The sequence below is a fragment of the Sulfidibacter corallicola genome, from assembly GCF_017498545.1.
Taxonomy (GTDB): Bacteria; Acidobacteriota; Holophagae; order Acanthopleuribacterales; family Acanthopleuribacteraceae; genus Sulfidibacter; species Sulfidibacter corallicola.
The window spans coordinates 1818612-1835639 of the sequence record NZ_CP071793.1 but is presented as its reverse complement, the minus strand read 5'-3'; the positions used below and the strand labels follow the sequence as shown (position 1 = coordinate 1835639).

At 61.3% G+C, this 17028-nt stretch carries 9 protein-coding genes; 3 read left to right on the top strand and 6 right to left on the bottom strand.

The window, feature by feature from the left end:
- Positions 1–293: 293 nt before the first annotated feature.
- Positions 294–1025: a hypothetical protein gene (locus J3U87_RS05300; protein ID WP_237381991.1), complete on the top strand. Its 732-nt coding sequence runs from the start codon at positions 294–296 to the stop codon at positions 1023–1025.
- A 254-nt stretch (positions 1026–1279) separates the two neighbouring features.
- Here J3U87_RS05300 and J3U87_RS05295 read toward each other — a convergent pair whose 3' ends face one another.
- Together J3U87_RS05295 and J3U87_RS05290 are read right to left on the bottom strand one after the other, a co-directional pair.
- Entirely contained in the window at positions 1280–1912 is a 633-nt protein-coding gene (locus tag J3U87_RS05295) for a hypothetical protein (protein ID WP_237381990.1), read from the bottom strand.
- Positions 1909–2448 carry an RNA polymerase sigma factor gene (locus J3U87_RS05290; protein WP_237384481.1) on the bottom strand — a complete coding sequence of 180 codons (540 nt, stop codon included), beginning with the start codon at positions 2446–2448 and terminating at the stop codon, positions 1909–1911. The genes J3U87_RS05295 and J3U87_RS05290 overlap by 4 nt, the downstream gene beginning before the upstream one ends.
- Positions 2449–2731: 283 nt before the next feature.
- On the opposite strand from J3U87_RS05290, the gene J3U87_RS05285 reads away from it, so the two are divergent.
- Positions 2732–3262, top strand: coding sequence for a GNAT family N-acetyltransferase (locus tag J3U87_RS05285; protein WP_237381989.1), 531 nt, complete (start codon positions 2732–2734; stop codon positions 3260–3262).
- Between the two features lie 112 nt (positions 3263–3374).
- Positions 3375–3986, top strand: coding sequence for a glutathione S-transferase family protein (locus J3U87_RS05280; protein WP_237381988.1), 612 nt, complete (start codon positions 3375–3377; stop codon positions 3984–3986).
- A gap of 1574 nt (positions 3987–5560) precedes the next feature.
- On the opposite strand, the gene J3U87_RS05275 is transcribed toward J3U87_RS05280, so the two are convergent.
- The 4 genes from J3U87_RS05275 to J3U87_RS05260 form a co-directional block, all read right to left on the bottom strand.
- On the bottom strand, positions 5561–7735 hold the full coding sequence (locus J3U87_RS05275) for a metallophosphoesterase (RefSeq protein ID WP_237381987.1): 2175 nt from the start codon (positions 7733–7735) through the stop codon (positions 5561–5563).
- A 285-nt stretch (positions 7736–8020) separates the two neighbouring features.
- A complete protein-coding gene (locus J3U87_RS05270; protein ID WP_237381986.1) occupies positions 8021–11071 on the bottom strand; it encodes a tetratricopeptide repeat protein in 3051 nt (1016 codons plus the stop codon).
- Positions 11072–11227: 156 nt separating this feature from the next.
- Complete coding sequence (locus J3U87_RS05265) at positions 11228–16408, bottom strand: RHS repeat domain-containing protein (protein ID WP_237381985.1); 5181 nt, start codon at positions 16406–16408, stop codon at positions 11228–11230.
- A gap of 10 nt (positions 16409–16418) precedes the next feature.
- Positions 16419–16724 (bottom strand): RHS repeat domain-containing protein, encoded by a 306-nt coding sequence (locus J3U87_RS05260; RefSeq protein ID WP_237381984.1) that lies wholly within the window; start codon positions 16722–16724, stop codon positions 16419–16421.
- Positions 16725–17028 lie beyond the last annotated feature (304 nt).

The following is a 17028-nucleotide window of genomic DNA, read 5'->3' as shown; positions in this document are numbered from 1 at the left end:
CCTGAATCAGCGTATTTTTCTCCCCAACACTACCCATGAAGATCACGAGTGATTCCCCACAAGCCACTGAAAACACGACAGTTGTACATTCTCCAAAGGCACCCTCGTTTGTAGGCACCTGCATGGATCGGCAATGGTTTTCACGTTGGCGCGGAAGCCCGTGTCAGGGAGAGGGAAACACTGAACCGCTGTCCACCCAGCTTGTGTGAATGAAGCCAGAGTCCTTGCCACTTCTGGAACGGCCCCGGTCTATCCCGAGACCGGTTGGCCCATACATCGAGTTTGGAGATGACATGTTTATACGAACTTCAAGAAGGAAAAAAATTGACCACCCGAACCTCAACCACCGGCCGAAGAACCGGTTCGGTACCCAAATCCTTACCGCCATCGCGCTCATTTGCCTGATCGATACCTCCGCGCTGGCCTTCTCGACCCGAGCCAACATGTCCTTCAGCCTGATCGACGATTTCGGCGATCGCATCGAATGCCGCACCGCGCGGCCGCTCGAAGCAGACGCCCACCTCTCGCTTCCCACCGGATTGCGACGAATCGACCGCGACGGAGCGGTCGTTTGGGAACGCATGGTTTGGGGCGACATCCAAGTGGAGTCGGTCACCCGCTGGCAATCGTGGATCCTGGTATCCGGCACCTATGGCACCGTTTTGGAGTTGGAGGGTCACGCCGTAGGCGGACTGGGAGAATCCAATGGCTTTTACGCGGTGTTCTCCGTGGAAACGGGCGAACTGACGAGCTGGGGCACCGCCGGCGGACAGTACGCCGTTCACGGCACCGCGATTCTCATCGAGGCCGGAGAACCGGTATGGCACGGCGGATACCGGCGCGATCGCTTCCGCATCGCCATTTCCCCCCGAGCGCTCGACCCCCAGCCTGCCGTCAACCTGGATCGCGAAACCCATCTGGTAGAGCCGACCGACCGCCTTCCCTTTCCCGACGCCGGCAGGGGTCCCGACCAGCCCACGGTGGAAGATACCAAAGGCTCACCGATCGACCCCACGGATGGCTGACCCGCTGGCTGGTGCCGATCCAGGAACAGGGTTTTGGAAAGGGTCCCTGGAAATCGGCCAGGCCCCCAAGATGATCTCATATCGACAATCGGCCATTGGTTTCGGCTCATCGCACGAAGAGAAGTAAACCCGACACCTGAGCGCCGTGACCGTGCCCATCCAGGCGAGCCGCCTTGGCTGTAAGGATCTCTCCGTCCCTGGATGGGCATGCACCCATTCCGGAAGAACGGCTCGGGCTTCGATGCCCGGGTCGGTCATTCCTCGAAGGTTTCCCAAAGGTTCAAATAGTGAGCCGCTTTGTCCGGTTTACCCAGCAACTCGTAGGTGCGCGCCAAATGCCCCAACAGCGTTTTGGAGCGCGGGTTCAGCTCGTAAGCCAAAAGGAAATCGGCGAGCGCCGCGTTCAACAGCTCCCGATCCCCTTGTTGGTTGGCGGCCGCCAGAAGGGTTTCGCCCCGTTCCACCAGCGCTCGGGCCAGAGCCTCGTTTTTCTCGGCGAGCTGGGGAACCCGCTCGTTCGCGCCGCGATGGACGTTCCATCCCGAAAGGTGTTCGTGTCCGCCCCATCCCGTTCGGTACACCAGCGAAACCGACAGGAACAGCACGACCAAAAGCAACACCGCCCAATTGGGGAACCACTTGCCCGTCCATGCCGCCGAAGCGTCGGGCGAGGGCTGAGGCAAGGGCCTGTCGCCGGCCGGATGGGCCTCGCGAAAATGGCGCCCGGCCGATTCCAAATAATCGTCGGCGGCTTCCAACTCCGCTTCCACGCGATCTAAAAAGCTCAGTCCGGCTTCATCCAAGCGCGTTCGGTGATCGCGGCGAATCTCTTGCGGCTCCATGGTTTCCATAAGTTGGAGGATGTCATTTCGCGACAGATAACTCATTGCGCATCCTCCTTTCCCGAAATGCCCCGAAGTTTGAGCTTGGCAAGACGCATCCGTCCTTTTACCACATTCTCGCTGACCTCGGTAATCAACGCCACTTCCTTGACGCTGAATCCAACAAAATAGTGCAAAATCAGGGCTTCCTCCTGCACATCACTCAACCCGGCGCCCGCGGCAAGGGCGCGAAACGAAACGAGATCGCCCGGTTCGCCGGAGGGCGCCGGAACCATGGGTTCGATTCGTTGCGCCGACATTTGTTCGAGAGACAAACGCCCCCAGTCGCGCTTCTGGTACTGTTCGAAGTGCGTGGCGATCTCCCATTTGGTTTTTTGGATCGCAATCGGCAGAAACCGAGAGGGTGTTTCTTTTTCGAGATACTTGAGCAATCCCATCATCACCCGCTGCAACACGTCTTCCCCGTCGTGCTCGGACACGTTGCGGGAACGAATGAAGCGCCAAAGCTCTTCGCGATATCGGTCGTACAGGATTTCGAAAGCCTCGTCGCGAACGCGACCACCTCGGCGCACGCACGCCATCAGCGACACATCATCGAGAGATTTCAGCTCCGAGCGAGGTTCCTTCGCATTCAGAAATCGAACGACCTGATCGAACCATTTCACACAAGCCCCCTGAGCCAATGGTGAGACATATCCTATCCAGATTTGGAGCCAAAAGGCCATCTACGGTAATTAAGGCGATTTTCAGGCTTTTCAAGTGGCGGTGAAATGCCCGTTTCCTTGAATCGCTTTCGGCGCATTTCGCTTGCCTAGACGCGTCTCGCGAGGAAGAATCGAGAGAAATTCGATGCAGGAGCGCACGATGGCCACCGCAGACACCGCTGCCTATTTCGTGACCACGGATCGGCTGGGGTTCCGATTCTGGACCGAGGCCGATCTCGACCTGGCCCGGGGCCTGTGGGGCGATCCTCGCGTGACCGAATTCATCACCGCTTCCGGCCGGCTGAGCGATGCCGAAATCCAGGCCCGCCTCGACGCCGAGATCCTGTGCGGCCAAACCCACGGCATCCAGTACTGGCCCATCTTCTTGCGGGAAACGGGTGCGCACCTGGGCTGCTGCGGGCTGCGACCCTACAAGCCGCAACCCTACATCCTGGAAATCGGGTTTCACATTCGTTCCGCTCACTGGCGCCGGGGCTACGCCGGCGAAGCGGCCCGTGCGGTGATGCACCACGCATTCGCGAACCTGGGCGCCGCGGGCCTGTTCGCGGGCCACAACCCCAGGAACGCGGGCTCGCGCCTGCTGTTGGAAAAGCTGGGTTTCGCATACACGCACGAGGAACTCTATCCGCCGACCGGTCTCATGCACCCCTCCTACCTGCTGGAGCGCTGAAGGCGCGAGTCGCGTCGTGTCCTTCGGTTGTTTATCTGCCCGCCACTGGTGTACCGTGTTACCCGTATCGACATCATGTGTCACCACGGCGGATGGTGGAAAGGAACGTCTCATGCCAGCGATCAAACTCTTTGAGTTAGGCCCCACCCGTTCGGCGCGCGTGCGCTGGACCCTCCTGGAAGCGGCGCTCGAGTACGAGTCCATTGAACGGGGGGTGGATATTTTCAAAAGCGAGGAGCTGCGAAAGGTTCACCCGCTCGGCAAATTGCCGGCCGCGCTCATCGATGGCCAGCCCCTGTTCGAGTCCGCCGCGATCGTCACGGCCATCGCGGACCTGGTTCCGGAAAAAGCGCTCATCGCAAAGCCTGGCACCTGGGCGCGCAATCTCCACTACCAATGGGTCTGTTTTGCGCTCAGTGAATTGGAACCTTACGTCAACAGCACGGAAATCAATTCCATCGACTTCATCATTCCCAAGCATCAACACGTGCCCGATATCATCGCCCAAAACTCGATGATGTATCGGAAAGCCGCAACGGCCTTGGAGTCTCACTTCAAACATCACGATTACCTCGTAGAAGACCGGTTTTCGGTGACGGATATTTTCGTTGGGTACACGTTGAGTTGGGGCCAGGAGCAGGAACTTCTTACCGAAAGCCCCAACATCGAGGCGTATATGGAACGGTTGTTGTCGCGAGCGCACTGTACGCTGATACGTCATTGAATACCCGTCGCGGTGTGCGGCAAAGTCGCCGCTCAGGCCGGAGGGTTTCAAATCGAATCGCATCGGTGTTCCCGCATTCACGAGAGGGGCGTCGTCGCTGTGGGTGCCGGGCCCACTCAAGGCGCTGGGCCGACTTTTTTGACGCCAGCTTCGTACATCGACCTTTTTTATCTTTACCTTTGTACTTTACATAGGTTGCCACACAAGAACGTCGCACCAGCGGGCAAACCCGCTCGATTGCGGGAAAGAAACGCCGTACCTAGTTTCTGGCGAAGGGCCATGGGTCATTCCTCTGAAAAATGAATCAGGAACCCCTGAAAATCGAAAGCCAGGAAATAATGCGCAACTGGCGATACACCATGGTCTTGTGTTTCATGGTTTCGATTTTTTCTGGCTTCCTGATACAGATTCGACGACGGCAAGACTCATCTCAGGTTGAATGCATCACCTTGTTTCATAAGAGCCGCGAACCAGCGGGCAAACCCGCTCGATTGCGGGAAAGAAACAACGCGAAGCGAGCCAGCTCGGGAAACCCGCCTGCGCGCAAGCGACGTAAAGCCTGTAGGTTGGCCCGCTGGGCCGACGCGTCGAAGCAACCCAAGTAACAACAATCAATTGAGCCAAAGAGCGAAGTCGATCATTTCCCTCAAGACCCCAATTAAAAGCCGTGAAGTCCAGAGTACCCGCATCTTGAGGGGATCGTAAGGCCTGTAGGTTGAGCAGCTTGCTCAACCAATCGAAGCGACCTAGAATGGATCAAAATCGATCATCGAGAGATCTAGAGGCCCGACTTTTTCGCTTCGCTCTTTTACCACTCGATCTTGCGAAGCGCGGATCGCTTCGATGTGTCGGGCCAGCGGCCCAACCTACCAGGCACGACGAATCTCTCTGCATCCGGGCACTCCGAACAACTTTGTTTCAAGAGAGCCCCGCACAAACGCGGCGTGTGCCCAACTCGATTTCGAGAAAGAAACAACGCGAAGCGAGTGGTCCCTGGGCGCTGGGCCGACATGTAGAAGCGATCCATCCCGGGAGTTCTCGCATACCGAGAGCGGCGTCATGCCCGGTAAGTTGGCCCGCTGGGCCGACACATCGAAGCGACCAGGTATCGAAGAAGACAACCGTCAAAGCGGACTCGGCCGTGACCAACCAATCGAAGCGACCTAGAATGGTTCAAAATCGATCATCGAGAGATCTAGAGGCCCGACTTATCCGCTTCGCTCTTTTACCACTCGATCTTGCGAAGCGCGGATCACTTCGATGTGTCGGCCGGGCCGGCCAACCTACGGCGGTAACGACTCTCAAAGCATGCGGGAACTCCTCGCAGGGATCACTTCGACAAGTTCAGCCGGCGGGCTTACCGCCCCTGCTGAACCTGCCCGGTCCTGAATGCAAACGGATATCGGCAATCAGCTCTCAGGTTCCAGCTCATCCGCGCGTCTTGAATAACTTGCTGACACCTGAATCCTGAGAGCTGATACCGTGCCCATCCAGACGAACCAGCTCGAATGTTAGGATCCCTCGTTTCTGGATGGGCGCTGGGTATTCAGGTTCTTTTCGTTTCTGGATGGGCACTAGTAGGGAATTACGTCGCCGGTGTAGACCGCTTCGAAATCGGACATCTTGACCTGGCGCAACTGCCGCAGTTGGTCGTCGTCCCAACGCATGTCGTGAACCCCGGAAAGGAAGAGGTTCGCGCCCGTGTCGGCCACGAACAGGCCGTACTTTTTCAGCGCGCGCAGAATGACCTGAATCGGCTCGTCGAATCCCGAGATGTCGAAATCGGCCCTGAGCCGCAACCGCAGGCCCATCGGCGGGGCGTTGGGATCGTTGCCGGCCTGGCCGTCGGAGTGCGTCGCCGGCAGAATGTAGCCGCGCTGAATTTGGGAGAACGTCACCCGCAGGGCGTGATTGATTTCGCCCAGCTCGTGTACCTCGTCGTAGCGAACCAGTCCGGGCAGGATCGGCAGACCCGCGGCATCGGCGCTGGTCCATCCTTGCGGGCGAACCTGATTTTGGCTCATGTCCCAAATGGCACCGCTGCCGGCCGTCCAGGTTCCGTCCTGGTTCTGGGCCACGTCGAACATCTCGTACAGGAGGCAGGCGTCCTGACGCATGATGAGCATGTGGTGATCGCTGCCGCCCTCGATGATTGGCTCGTCGGGAATCGGATAGGGACCGGGATCGCTTTCCTCGGGCCATCGAAAGGTGACGAACTGTTGGGGTTGATCATTCGGCACGACGTTGTAGGGAATCCCGATACCGATCCCCTGCCACACGGTGCCGAAGTCCGGATGAAGGTACGTATCGGGACCGACGTGGGCGATGTAGGCGGCGCTGTTGGGATGAAGCGGCGTTTCGTCGATCGGCGTGTTCCACCAATTGTCCGCCGGCAGGACCGGGCAGCCCGCGAGCGTGGGGCCGTCGTCACCGGGAACCACATCGCCGTTGATGAGCGCGACGAGGTCCGCCACGTCGAGCACCCCGTTGCCGTTGGTATCCTCCGCGGAACCGTGCGGCAGGGACTCGCGCCAACGCGCCGCCATCTCCTGAAAGGACGACGTCCAGGCGAAGCTATCCACGACCTGGTCCATGCCCAGGCTGTAGACGTCACCCTGGATGGCATCGTCCGTCACGGTCATCTTCAAATAGGTCGTCATCTTGTCGTGATACCCGCTGTCGCCGTAATGGGTCCAGTTCTGGTAGGTGGCCGCGGTGAACCAATCGCCGTTGACCCCATCGCTCAAACCGCCCGCCGTGCCGACCGTGACGTAGGTGACGCCGTTGCGGTCGACGTCTTGGCCATTGACCGGGTAGGTGCGCTCGTAGGCGTGGTTGTGGCCGTTGAAGAAGAACTTCACGCCGTACTCCTCCAACAGGCCCCGAATGTGAACCGCGCCGCTGGTGGGTCCGTGACCCGTGCCGCTGTTGAGCAGCGGGGCGTGCGCGAAGACGAAGATGTGCTCGTAAACGCCTTGCGCCTGCTGGAGTTCCGCACGCAACCAATCGAATTGCTGCACGGCGTAGCAGTAGCCGTTGCGCTGGGGATCGTCACGCAGTGATTCATCGGAGCAGTAGGAACCGCAATCGGGGTAGCCCGGATGACCGTTGCACGACAACATGCCGAAGTAGTCGTTGTTCTGGCGCAGCACGATGAACAGGCTGTTTCGATAGCCAAACGAGTAGTAGAAATGGGAGGAATGGGCCGATTGCCCCTGATCCATGGTGCAGATGTCCCCGTGATCGTGATTCAGGAAGTCCTCGGGATCGTTGGGTGCCAACAGGTCGCAGATCCCCCCCTGGCAGGGATCGGGATACCAGCCGCTTCCCCAGTTGTCGTCGTGGTTGCCGATGACGGGATAGAAGGAGGCGACCAGGCCCGACTGCGGCGTGCGATCCTTGATCGGACCCAACATCGCGGAGACGTTGCCGTCCGGGGTGTCGCCCGGGCAGGCTTCGCCGACGTTCCGCGAGACCGGATCGACCCCGAAACAGATGTTGGAGCCGTCGCCGCTGGCGTACCCGTCGATGAAATCCCCGGTTCCCACGAAGAAGGCGACATCCGGCTCGGCCGCCATCTCGGCCACCAACCGAGTCACTCGATCGTTGCGGTCACAGCCACCGCCATTCAAATCGCCGAACACGACGAAGGAGAACGAATCGGACCCGCGTTCCGGCGAAGCCGTATCGCCGGCATGTACCGCCCATCCGCAGCCGATGAACCAGAGCACGAAAAATCGTTGCAGCACGATGATCCTCCCCAAATCCCCGTGGCGACGTGACCAGCCGCTACCCCCTGGGAATGGGCAGGCGACGCAGTCGACCAACAAGGGTTTTATATTCAATAGGTTACAATTAAGAGCCAGCATTGGGACAAAGCGCGTTCGACCCGAGAGGTCGGATTACCTTTGGTTATCAGGCATGTAGCCCATGATGGCAGGCCTCGGTCAAACAAACCGAGGTCTAGCTCACAAAAATCTCATAAACCGCCGTTTCGAGCGGTCGGCTAACAGAAGTCTGCGAGCGACCGATCTTCAATCGACGAGGGTCGCCAAGGCTTGACGGGCCCGTTCGGCATGGCCGGCCAACCCGGCATGCTCGGCCTTGGCCAGCGCGCGTCGCCAAGCGCCCTCGGCCTCGTTCCGATCACCGAGTTCGGCTTGAATGCGCCCCTTCACGAGTTCCAATTCGATGGCTAGGGGAAGCCGACCCGCCCGGTTCGCCTCCAGGAGGTTTTGCGTCAACAGGCCCAGGGCGGTCTCGTGGTCTCCCCGTTCGTACAGGAGTTCGGCTCGACCGAGTTCGGTCTCGAGCTCCAGGAACTGATCCTTCTCGGCACGAAGCAGCCCGACGAGTCGTCGCTGCACGGCGAAGGCGTCTCCGAATCGCTCGGCCCGGAGGTAGGCGGCGCGCAGCGCATCCAGGGACTGAATCACGTAGGCCTTCTTTTTCTGTTCGGCGGCCAACGAGGCCGCTCGCTGGGCGGGCGCCAGGCCGTCCCGTCCCATTGCGAGGGCCAACCGCGTCACCAGGAACTGCAACTCGATGGAGCCCGGTTTGTATTCCGGCTCCGCGGCCAAACTCGCTTCGACCTCGCGAACCAGGGTTTGGCAACGGGTGAAGTCGCCGCGTAACAGCGCGGTTTCGGCGAGCCGCATGTGCGACAGGGCGACTCCCAGCGCGATCTTCTCGTCGCGGTAAATCGCCAGGGCGCGGTCGATCGCCGTTTGGGCCCCGTCGAGCGCCCCCATCTCGTTCCTCAAATCGCCCAACCGTAACAGGGTTTTGGCCAGGGCTCGGGAATTCCCCTGATCGGCGTAGGTTTCGACCGCACGTTCCAAATAGGAGGTCGAGGCCAACAAATCGTTCCGCATGCGGCATATCGTGGCCAAGTTGGAGAGGTAATTGCCGAGCGCGTCCTGTTTCCCCGAGGCGGCCGCATGGGTCACCGCCTCCTCGAGCGCCTCCCGCGCTTGAGGGAAACGCCCCATGCGCACCCACAATATCCCCTGATTGGCGCGGGCGTTGGCGAGGCCGCCCATGTCGTTCACCAATTTGTAGAGGTACACGGCCTCGTCATAGCGATCGTGGGCCGTTTCGTTGGCGCCCTCGACGCGAGCCAGGGCCGCCAAATTGGTCAGGACGTTGGCCTGACGCTTCTTCTGGCCGGTTTCGCGATAGAGGGCGAGCGCCCGTTGGTAGTGGTTTTTTGCCGCGGATAGATCGCGCAGTTTCTGGGCGATATTGCCCCGATTGTTGTAGGCCGAACCCAGTTCGCGCTTGTAGCCGATCCGATCCAGCATCTCGGCCGCCGCGACGTACAGCGGATCGGCTTCGTGGTACTGCCGCCGTGCCAACAGCACGTTGGCCCGCTGGAGGATCGCCAGGGCCTTGCCGCCCTCGTCGGCCAGCTCGGTGAACAGCGCCTCGGCTCCGACGGCATCGGTATCGGCCTCGTCGAGCTCCCCGAGATTGCGCGCGGCGATCGAACGCAACAGCATCCCCTTGCCGAGGTAGTAGCGCGTGTCCACCAGTTGTGCCTTGACGGTGGCATGGTTGGCAAAGCGTTTCATCGCCTTGAAATCGGAAAGAGCCCAACCCGCCTCGGCGCGCAGCAGATCGGCGAACATGAGCGTCGCGGAATCGCGCTCGGTGCCGGTCAGGAACGGTGCCACCTCGGCGGGTCGACCGGCCCGGATGAGCGCGCGCGCCAGCTTGTGACGCAACTCCGTATCGTCGGGAAATCGTTCGTGGAGCCTTTGGTAGGTGGTGATGGCGGCGTCGTGATCTCCCAGCGAAGTGTACAGCATCCCTTCGACCCGTTGCCGTGCTTCCGGATTCAGATCGTCGAGATAGAGGAACGCCCGGTTGGCGGCGTCCCGGGCCGCCTGATCGCGCCCCATGACCTCCAGGGCCTCCGCCAAGCGAGCGTGGGCCATCGGAAACCGCGGCGCGAGCGAGACGGCCTTTTCCAAAGTTGCCACCGCAGCTCGGGGCATGCCGCGATGCAGAAAATCCAGGCCGCGCGCGTAATGCTCGGCCGCCTCGCGGGTGTCGGGAAGCGAATCCGGTTCGTCACCAGGACCGCCGCGTTCAGGGTCGGCACCCAAATCTTCGGCCAAGGCCGCGCCCAGCTCGCGAATCATGTCCAAAAAGCGATCGGGGTCCCCCGTGGTGGACTTCGTGAACAGCGCTTTACCGGAAATTGGGTCGTATAGGTCGGCGTTGATGCGCAAGGCGTCGCCCTGATGAAGGTAACTGCCGCCGACGACCAGGTCGCTCGCGGTCAGGCGGCCCACTTGGCGAATCTGGCGCGGCGCGGCGCCCTGCTCCTCCGACATCCATTCGCGGCTCCCTCGCGCGGCGAGCTCTCCCGATACGGCTCGGATATGGTCCGGTTGACTCAGCTCGGCCCGCAACATTTCGGGGATGGCGACGCGCAGCCAATCGGCATCGGCTCGACCGTCCAGGTTGCTGAAGGAGAGCACGGCGAGCGTGCGCGGTTCGGGCTTGCGCTCCAAACCGCGGAACCACAGGGCCCCGACCGCAAGCACGGCGACTACCGCCACGGCCGCCATGAGCGGGCGCGGTATCCGCCGAGCCACGGCATTTTGGTTCGGCAAGGCGGCCGGTTCCGCCGGGATGTCCGGTGAGTCCACTGCTGGTTCGGATATCGACGAGTTCGAAGAAACGGAATCAGCGGAGGTGGGCGCCGAACGCGACGGGTCCTCCGCATCGTCGACCCAGGTGGCCGGAACCACCCATTGATAGCCGCGCTTGGGGAACGTCTTGATGGGCGATGCATCGAAGCAGGGTTTCAACACCGCGCGCAACTCGCGAATGCCCTGGAAAACCACGTCCTCCGTCACCGCGGTACCGCGCCAGACCTCGCGAATCAGGGTCTCCTTGTCCAACACGATGTCGCGGTGCTCCAACAGAAAAAACAGCAGCTCGGCCGTCTTCGGACGCAGCTTCAGCGGTTCGCCGCGGTGAGAGAGCGTCAGCGTCCGGGTGGAAAAGGCGCACTCGGCGAAATGGAAAACCTTCATGAGCCGAGGGCCTTCGGCCATGAGCGGCGTGGTCACATAACCCCCTAGGATGTCGGATGTCCTAGTTAAGGTTATATCACGGCCGAATCACGCACGCCGACTCCGGTCGTTCCCGCATCTCGCTCCAGGTGGGTACCTTCGCTGGAAATGCACGGATTACCGGCGAAGGCGCCAACGCGATTTTTTGCAGGCTCAGTTGGGGCGATCCTCCCTCTGCAGCCGGGAGCCCTCCAGAATCCCCACCGGATGACCGAGTGGGGGCTGCATGGGCGTAGGCCACGCCAACTCCGGAAGCCCGGGTGGCGGCAAGATGCTGCCGTCCGATTCGTAGATACTCCGCCAGTCGTCGCCGATCGTCACCCGATTGGCGTTCTCGGCTCGTTCCAAATGGGAATCCTGGAGTTCCCGCATCAACCAACGGCGCCTCTGTTGGCTGATCTCACCGCTTCTGGCCTGTACCTTGGTCCAAAGTAGAAGATCCTCACGTGGACCGGAGATATCGGGATCCCCGGTCAAGGGATCGATCAGGATCGGGCCTCGGCTTCGCACCTCTCGATTCTCGCCGGGATCCTTGTCCTGCCTGAACAACACGGGGGGTCTGGATGGTCTTCGATCCGTCGGTTGAATCAGGGGCCCAGGGAGCATCGGAGTGGGTTCGATCATTATGGTCACGGGCTCACCGGGAATCCCCAGGGCGGTGTCGTTCATGCGCGCACCGGAGGTACCGACCGGCTCGGGAAACAGCCCCGAGGGATCCGCGAAAAACAAGGGATTGTTGCGGGCATACTGGTAGGGATTGGTGTCGTCGGGAAGGAAACGGTTGGGCTCGGGATCGCGCGACAGGAAACGCCGGGAGCCCGCGTCGTAAAAGCGTCGCCGCATCGAGTAGAGCCCGCTTTCGCTCTGTTCCATGACCCCGAATTCACCGCCGAAGGTGAAGGGATTGTCCGTCAGCCCGGAACGGGCGATCACGCGACCGAACGGGGTGTAACTGTAGCTGTCGGTCACGAGCCCGCCGTCATCGGTCAGAAACAGCGTGTTGCCGGCGTGATCGTAGTGATGGAAGCGTCGCTGGGTTCCATCGGCCTCGATGCTGTAGAGCAGATGTCCCGCTGGATCGTGCACGAAGTAGCGCACGTCGGCATTCCCTTCTCGGACCACGCCGACCACGGGCCGGCCCATGGCGTAGTTCCACACGAATTCGCGGGTGTTTCCGGCTTCCGTGCGGCCGAGCACCATGCCGAAGGCATCGTAGGTGAAAGAGACCGTCGATCCCTCCGTGAACTCGGTGAGCCTGCCGGCCAGGTCCCACGTGTAGCTGCGGGTGCCGTCGCTCAGGACCCGACCGAGGGCGTCGTAATCGTAGGCGACCACCTGACCGGCCGCATCGAAACCGAATTGCTCGTTCAGCACCGTTCCTTGCGGTGGCTGCGGCACATCCAGAACGATGTTGGTGACATGGCCCAACCCGTTTCGCGTCAGGGTCTGCGAGGCCAAGGCGCCGTCGTCGATCGAAGTCACCCGGCCATCCGCATCGAATCCCCAGGTGGTGGTCGTCCCGTTCGAGCGGACGGCACTGGTTCGCCGGCCGGCAGCGTCGTGGGTGAAGGTGATCGAACCGCCGTTCCAATCGCTCACGCCGGTCAGCAGCCCGCGGTCGCCGTAGGTGTAGGTCACCACCTTCCCGGGTGCGTAGGTGACGGATTGAATGCGTTCCTCCACGTCGCGACCGATCTCCAGCCCGTTGCTGCCGATCAGGTCGTGGCGCGTATCGTAGGCCATTTCGTAGCCGGTTCCAAGGAAGGGGCGGCCTGTGGCGTCGTAGACGTGGAACAGCGAAGTCCCGTCGGAATGGTCGATGCCGGTAGGCAAGCCGCTGGCGGTATAAGTGTAGTCGATCGAACCCATGCCACCCGGCAGGGTGATGCGCGACACCAGGTTTCGGTTGTCGCGCTCGATGGTCGCTTCGTTGCCCAACGGGTCGCGCCACCCGGTGCGGCGTCCCTCACCGTCCACGGGAAGGTCCCAGCGGTGCCCCTCGGGATCGGTGATCCCGATCAAGTGGTTGCGCGAATCGCGATGAAATTGCGCGCGGCGGCCGCCTGGCGCGTGGATTTCCGAAACGAAGCCGCTGTCGTCGTACTGCCAGGTGAAGGTCCCGCCCAGGGGATCGACGAGATTGCCCAGCCCACCGCTGCCATCGACCTCGACGCGGAACAGGGCCCCGCTCGGCGAGCGCCGGGTGGCGAGGTGGCCGCGATCGTCGTAACCGAATTCCGTGACCTGACCGAGCGGGTCCGTCACGGCCGTGAGTCGTAGATCGCCGTCCCAGTCCAATGTCCAAACCTCACCGATTTCGTCCTGGTACCGATCCAAATTACCGGCGTCATCGTGGCCCAACACGATGGACGTCCCGTCACGGGCGGTTTTGCCGCGCAACAGGCCCCGTTCGTCGTAATCGAACGAGGTGAGCTGGTTCTCGGCATCGCGCACGCCGGTCAACCGGTTCATGCCGTCGTATTCGTAGCCGGCGCCGTTGCCCAACGAATCCAGGAAGCCCGTGAGCCGATCGTTGGCGTCGTAGGTGCGACTGACGCTGTTGCCCGATTCGTCGGTCATGCCGATACGCCGGTTTTTGGCGTCGTAATCGAAGGCCCGGCTCTCGTTGCCCCGGGTGACCGTCGACAGGCGGCGAAAGGTGTCGTGGGCAAAGTCGGTATTGGCGCCGGAAGGCACGGTGACTCGGTTCAGCGTCCCATTCGGATTATAGAAATAGTTGGTTTGGGTTCCGTCCGGAGCCGTCCTGCGCGTAACCAGGCCGCGCGATCCGTAGAGGTAGGTGGTCGTGTTTTGGGCGGGATCCACGCGCTCGACGAGGTTGCCGTCGTCATCGTAGGTCCGTCGCTCCACCCTGTCGTCGGGATAGGTGATGGTCGCAACTCGGGGGAAGGTCATGCCCAGGAAGTCCAGGTTCTGGTAGGTGAACGCGGTGCGATGCCCCGAAGCGTCGGTCACTTCCGCGAGACGGTGATCGGCGTGGTACGAAAAGGTGCGCACCTTGCCCCGGGCACTGGTCAGCGAGGTCCGGCGGTCGAAGGCATCGTAGGCGAAGCTCACCGTCGCGCCGCTGGCATCGCTGAAGGAGAGCAGGTTGCCACCCGCATCGTGAACGTATTCGGTGGTCAGGCCCAACGGGTCGGTGACCGTGGTGGTCGTGCCGTCGTAAGCGAAACCGTGCAGATTCCCGAAGGCATCGGTCTGCGTCGCCACGCGGCCCTCGGCGTCGAAGGTCTGGGTCCAGGGCGTGTTGCTCATGGGCTCGTGACGCGCGGTCAGCAGGCCGGTTACGGCGTGGTTGGTGTCGTAGTCGTAGACGGTGACGTTGCCCAGTACGTCGGTCGCCTCGGTGAGCAACCCATCGGTGTAGGAAAAGCTCAGAGATCGCGATCCATCCGTGACCCGTGCCAAAAAGCCATCGTCGTTGTAGGCGAAGAACAGGGTGCGACCCAAGCCGTCGAATACCAGGGCGGGCCTCTGGTCACCGTCTGCATACTCGATGGTGTGGCTGCCGCCGTGGAGGTCGAAAATGCGGACGAGCCGACCCGAGGCGTCGAAGCGGAACACGCGGCCGGTGTTGGGTTCGCCCAGGTCCATGCCCTCCTGATGCTCCACGAGTTGGTAACCCAGGGATCGAGGCACCTCGAGTGTCCATGGGGATTCACCGGCTCGAGTGAACGAGACGAGCATGCCGCCGCCGGTGACGACGAAAACCCGATCGCCGTTCCGCAGCAGGCGCCAGTTGAAGTTATGGCTCCAGTTGGGACCGAGCGGCATGGGCAAGAAACCGTCGCGACCCAGTGCACTGCCGTAGGTTCGGCGAAAAAACAGCGGAAAAGGCCCGCCCAGATCCAACTCACCGCTCAACTCGAGCCGATCGTCACCCGGCTCGCGCAACACCAACTCCCCATTGGCGGTATTGACGGGATCGCCGTGCTCGCGGGAATTGATGCGGTTACAACTGGAGTTCGTCTCGGTCGCCGGCGCCACATGTACCGGACAGGTCACGCGGTCGTTCCCATCGTGGTGATCAGGAAGCCCGGCACCGATCAGCAATGCCGTGCTCTCGAGGATTCCCGATCCGGTCACCTGGACGGTGATATCGATCCGCTCCGTCATTCCTGGCCCCAGTTCCGGGATGGAACAGGTGATCGTTCGGCCATTGTTCACGACGGTGCAATCGCCATTCAGAATGGCGGGAGGTCCCGTGTCGACGCCGTCCGAGGGTATCAGCGTCTGGGAGGTCAAAACGTTTTGGGCGGATTTCGTCCCGACATTACTCACGTGGAGGGTGTAGATCAAGGTTTCACCGGAGTCGGCGACAGGGTCCGCGACACTCTTGGTGATGCGAAGGTCGGTTCCGGCGAAGGTTCCCGTCGCACTCACGGCACCACCCTGTTCACCCACCGAGTGCACCGTGCGCTCGCTCGAGGAACCGCCACCGCGCGCGCCGGTTGGCCGGGCGCGCACCGACACGTCGATCAATCCACCAACCGACGGGATCGTCTCCTCGTGCCAATCCGTGCCGTCAAAAGTCCAGACGACCCCGTTGTTGCCGGCATCGAAGCCCACCGCGGTCAATTCGAAGCGAGAGAAGCCGCCCACGGCCAACAGCGTGTCCGCGGTTTGCAGGCCAAGATCGGTCCAGGTCCCGGCCCGGTACTCGAAGACCTGGTTCTCGGTCGCGGCATAGAGGATCTCCGGGTGGCCTTCCGGAATCCAGGCCCCATTGAAATTCATGCCGCCGGGATCGTCGTGAAGGATGGAAAGGGTCTCTCCATCGAAGCGAACGACATCGCCGTTGCGCAGGACCATGGTCAAGCGCTCCTGGTCGCCGCAAAATGCCAGCGGCAGTGCGTCCACAGGCACCGCGAGCCCGGAGTGGGTGTCGAGATTCCAGAACCCGAAGAAATCGGCGAATCCGGGTCGTCCGTAATAGACGTGTCCACCCTGGGGCGGCATGTACACGGGGGCGAACGCGAGGCCGCCAAAGGATTCGATGAGGGGATTCCAGTCCTGGCCATCCCAATGCAGCAACAGGTCACGGCCACCCACGGCGAACTGGCCGTCCTCCGTGCCCCAGCAGTCGAACAGGTCCTGGGTGGTTCCGGCGTCTTGGAGCGTCCAATCGGCGCCGTCGAAAAAGAGCACCGTGCCGGCGTTGCCCACGGCGATGCCGGCCGTCGCGGTTCGATTGAGCCAAACCCCGTTGAGTTGCTCGGAGGTGGGGAGGTTCAGCGTCTGCCAGGAAAGGGTGCCGGCTCCGACCGGCATCGCGACCATCAGCACGAGGCACATCGTTGTCAGGCTTTTCATGCCACGCTCCCTATCGCAGGTTCTCGGGACATTCGACCCTGGGTATCAAATCCAACACCGTCTGTTCCGGCCAGTCCGGCAATGCGGCCAAAAAGGCGGCTTCGTCGTAGCAAATGGGCGCATCGGGACGGGTCCCCGTGATGTTGCCGTTGCGGTCGTAGCTGTAGTAGACGGAGACCCCGTTGGGGTAGGTCACCGCGTGAAGGCGGCCGGCGACGTCGTAGCGGTAGACGAGACTGACCGGTTCGCCCGCGCGAACGAACCAGAGCCCGGAGAGAAGCAGGCAGACGAAACCCACTCCACGAAAAAAAAGCATGGAACACTCCTAATACATCATCGCGTGGTACACGGCTTCAGTGGCGTAAAGCGAATCTAGGCCACGAGATGAAGCGAAGTCTCCGGATTTTTTCTGAAGCTTTCTGAAATATTCTGAAATGCTTTTGTTCCAGCAGATTCCACGCGATCACAACGGTATGGCGAAATAGGCCGTTTCGAAAAAATCTCTACAGGCAGCTAATCTTGTCAATAGAAAAAGCGATCGCTCTACACACGCTATGGCAAAAAAATCCCCCACCCATAATGACCCATAATCCGATCCTCCGTGTCCTCCGCGACCTTTG

What these genes read in the sequence shown, in the direction of transcription:
- J3U87_RS05285 (WP_237381989.1), top strand. Translation starts at nt 2,732, where the DNA reads ATGGCCACCGCAGACACCGCTGCCTATTTCGTGACCACGGATCGGCTG.
- J3U87_RS05260 (WP_237381984.1), bottom strand. Translation starts at nt 16,724, where the DNA reads ATGCTTTTTTTTCGTGGAGTGGGTTTCGTCTGCCTGCTTCTCTCCGGG.
- J3U87_RS05290 (WP_237384481.1), bottom strand. Translation starts at nt 2,448, where the DNA reads ATGGCGTGCGTGCGCCGAGGTGGTCGCGTTCGCGACGAGGCTTTCGAA.
- J3U87_RS05265 (WP_237381985.1), bottom strand. Translation starts at nt 16,408, where the DNA reads ATGAAAAGCCTGACAACGATGTGCCTCGTGCTGATGGTCGCGATGCCG.
- J3U87_RS05300 (WP_237381991.1), top strand. Translation starts at nt 294, where the DNA reads ATGTTTATACGAACTTCAAGAAGGAAAAAAATTGACCACCCGAACCTC.
- J3U87_RS05295 (WP_237381990.1), bottom strand. Translation starts at nt 1,912, where the DNA reads ATGAGTTATCTGTCGCGAAATGACATCCTCCAACTTATGGAAACCATG.
- J3U87_RS05280 (WP_237381988.1), top strand. Translation starts at nt 3,375, where the DNA reads ATGCCAGCGATCAAACTCTTTGAGTTAGGCCCCACCCGTTCGGCGCGC.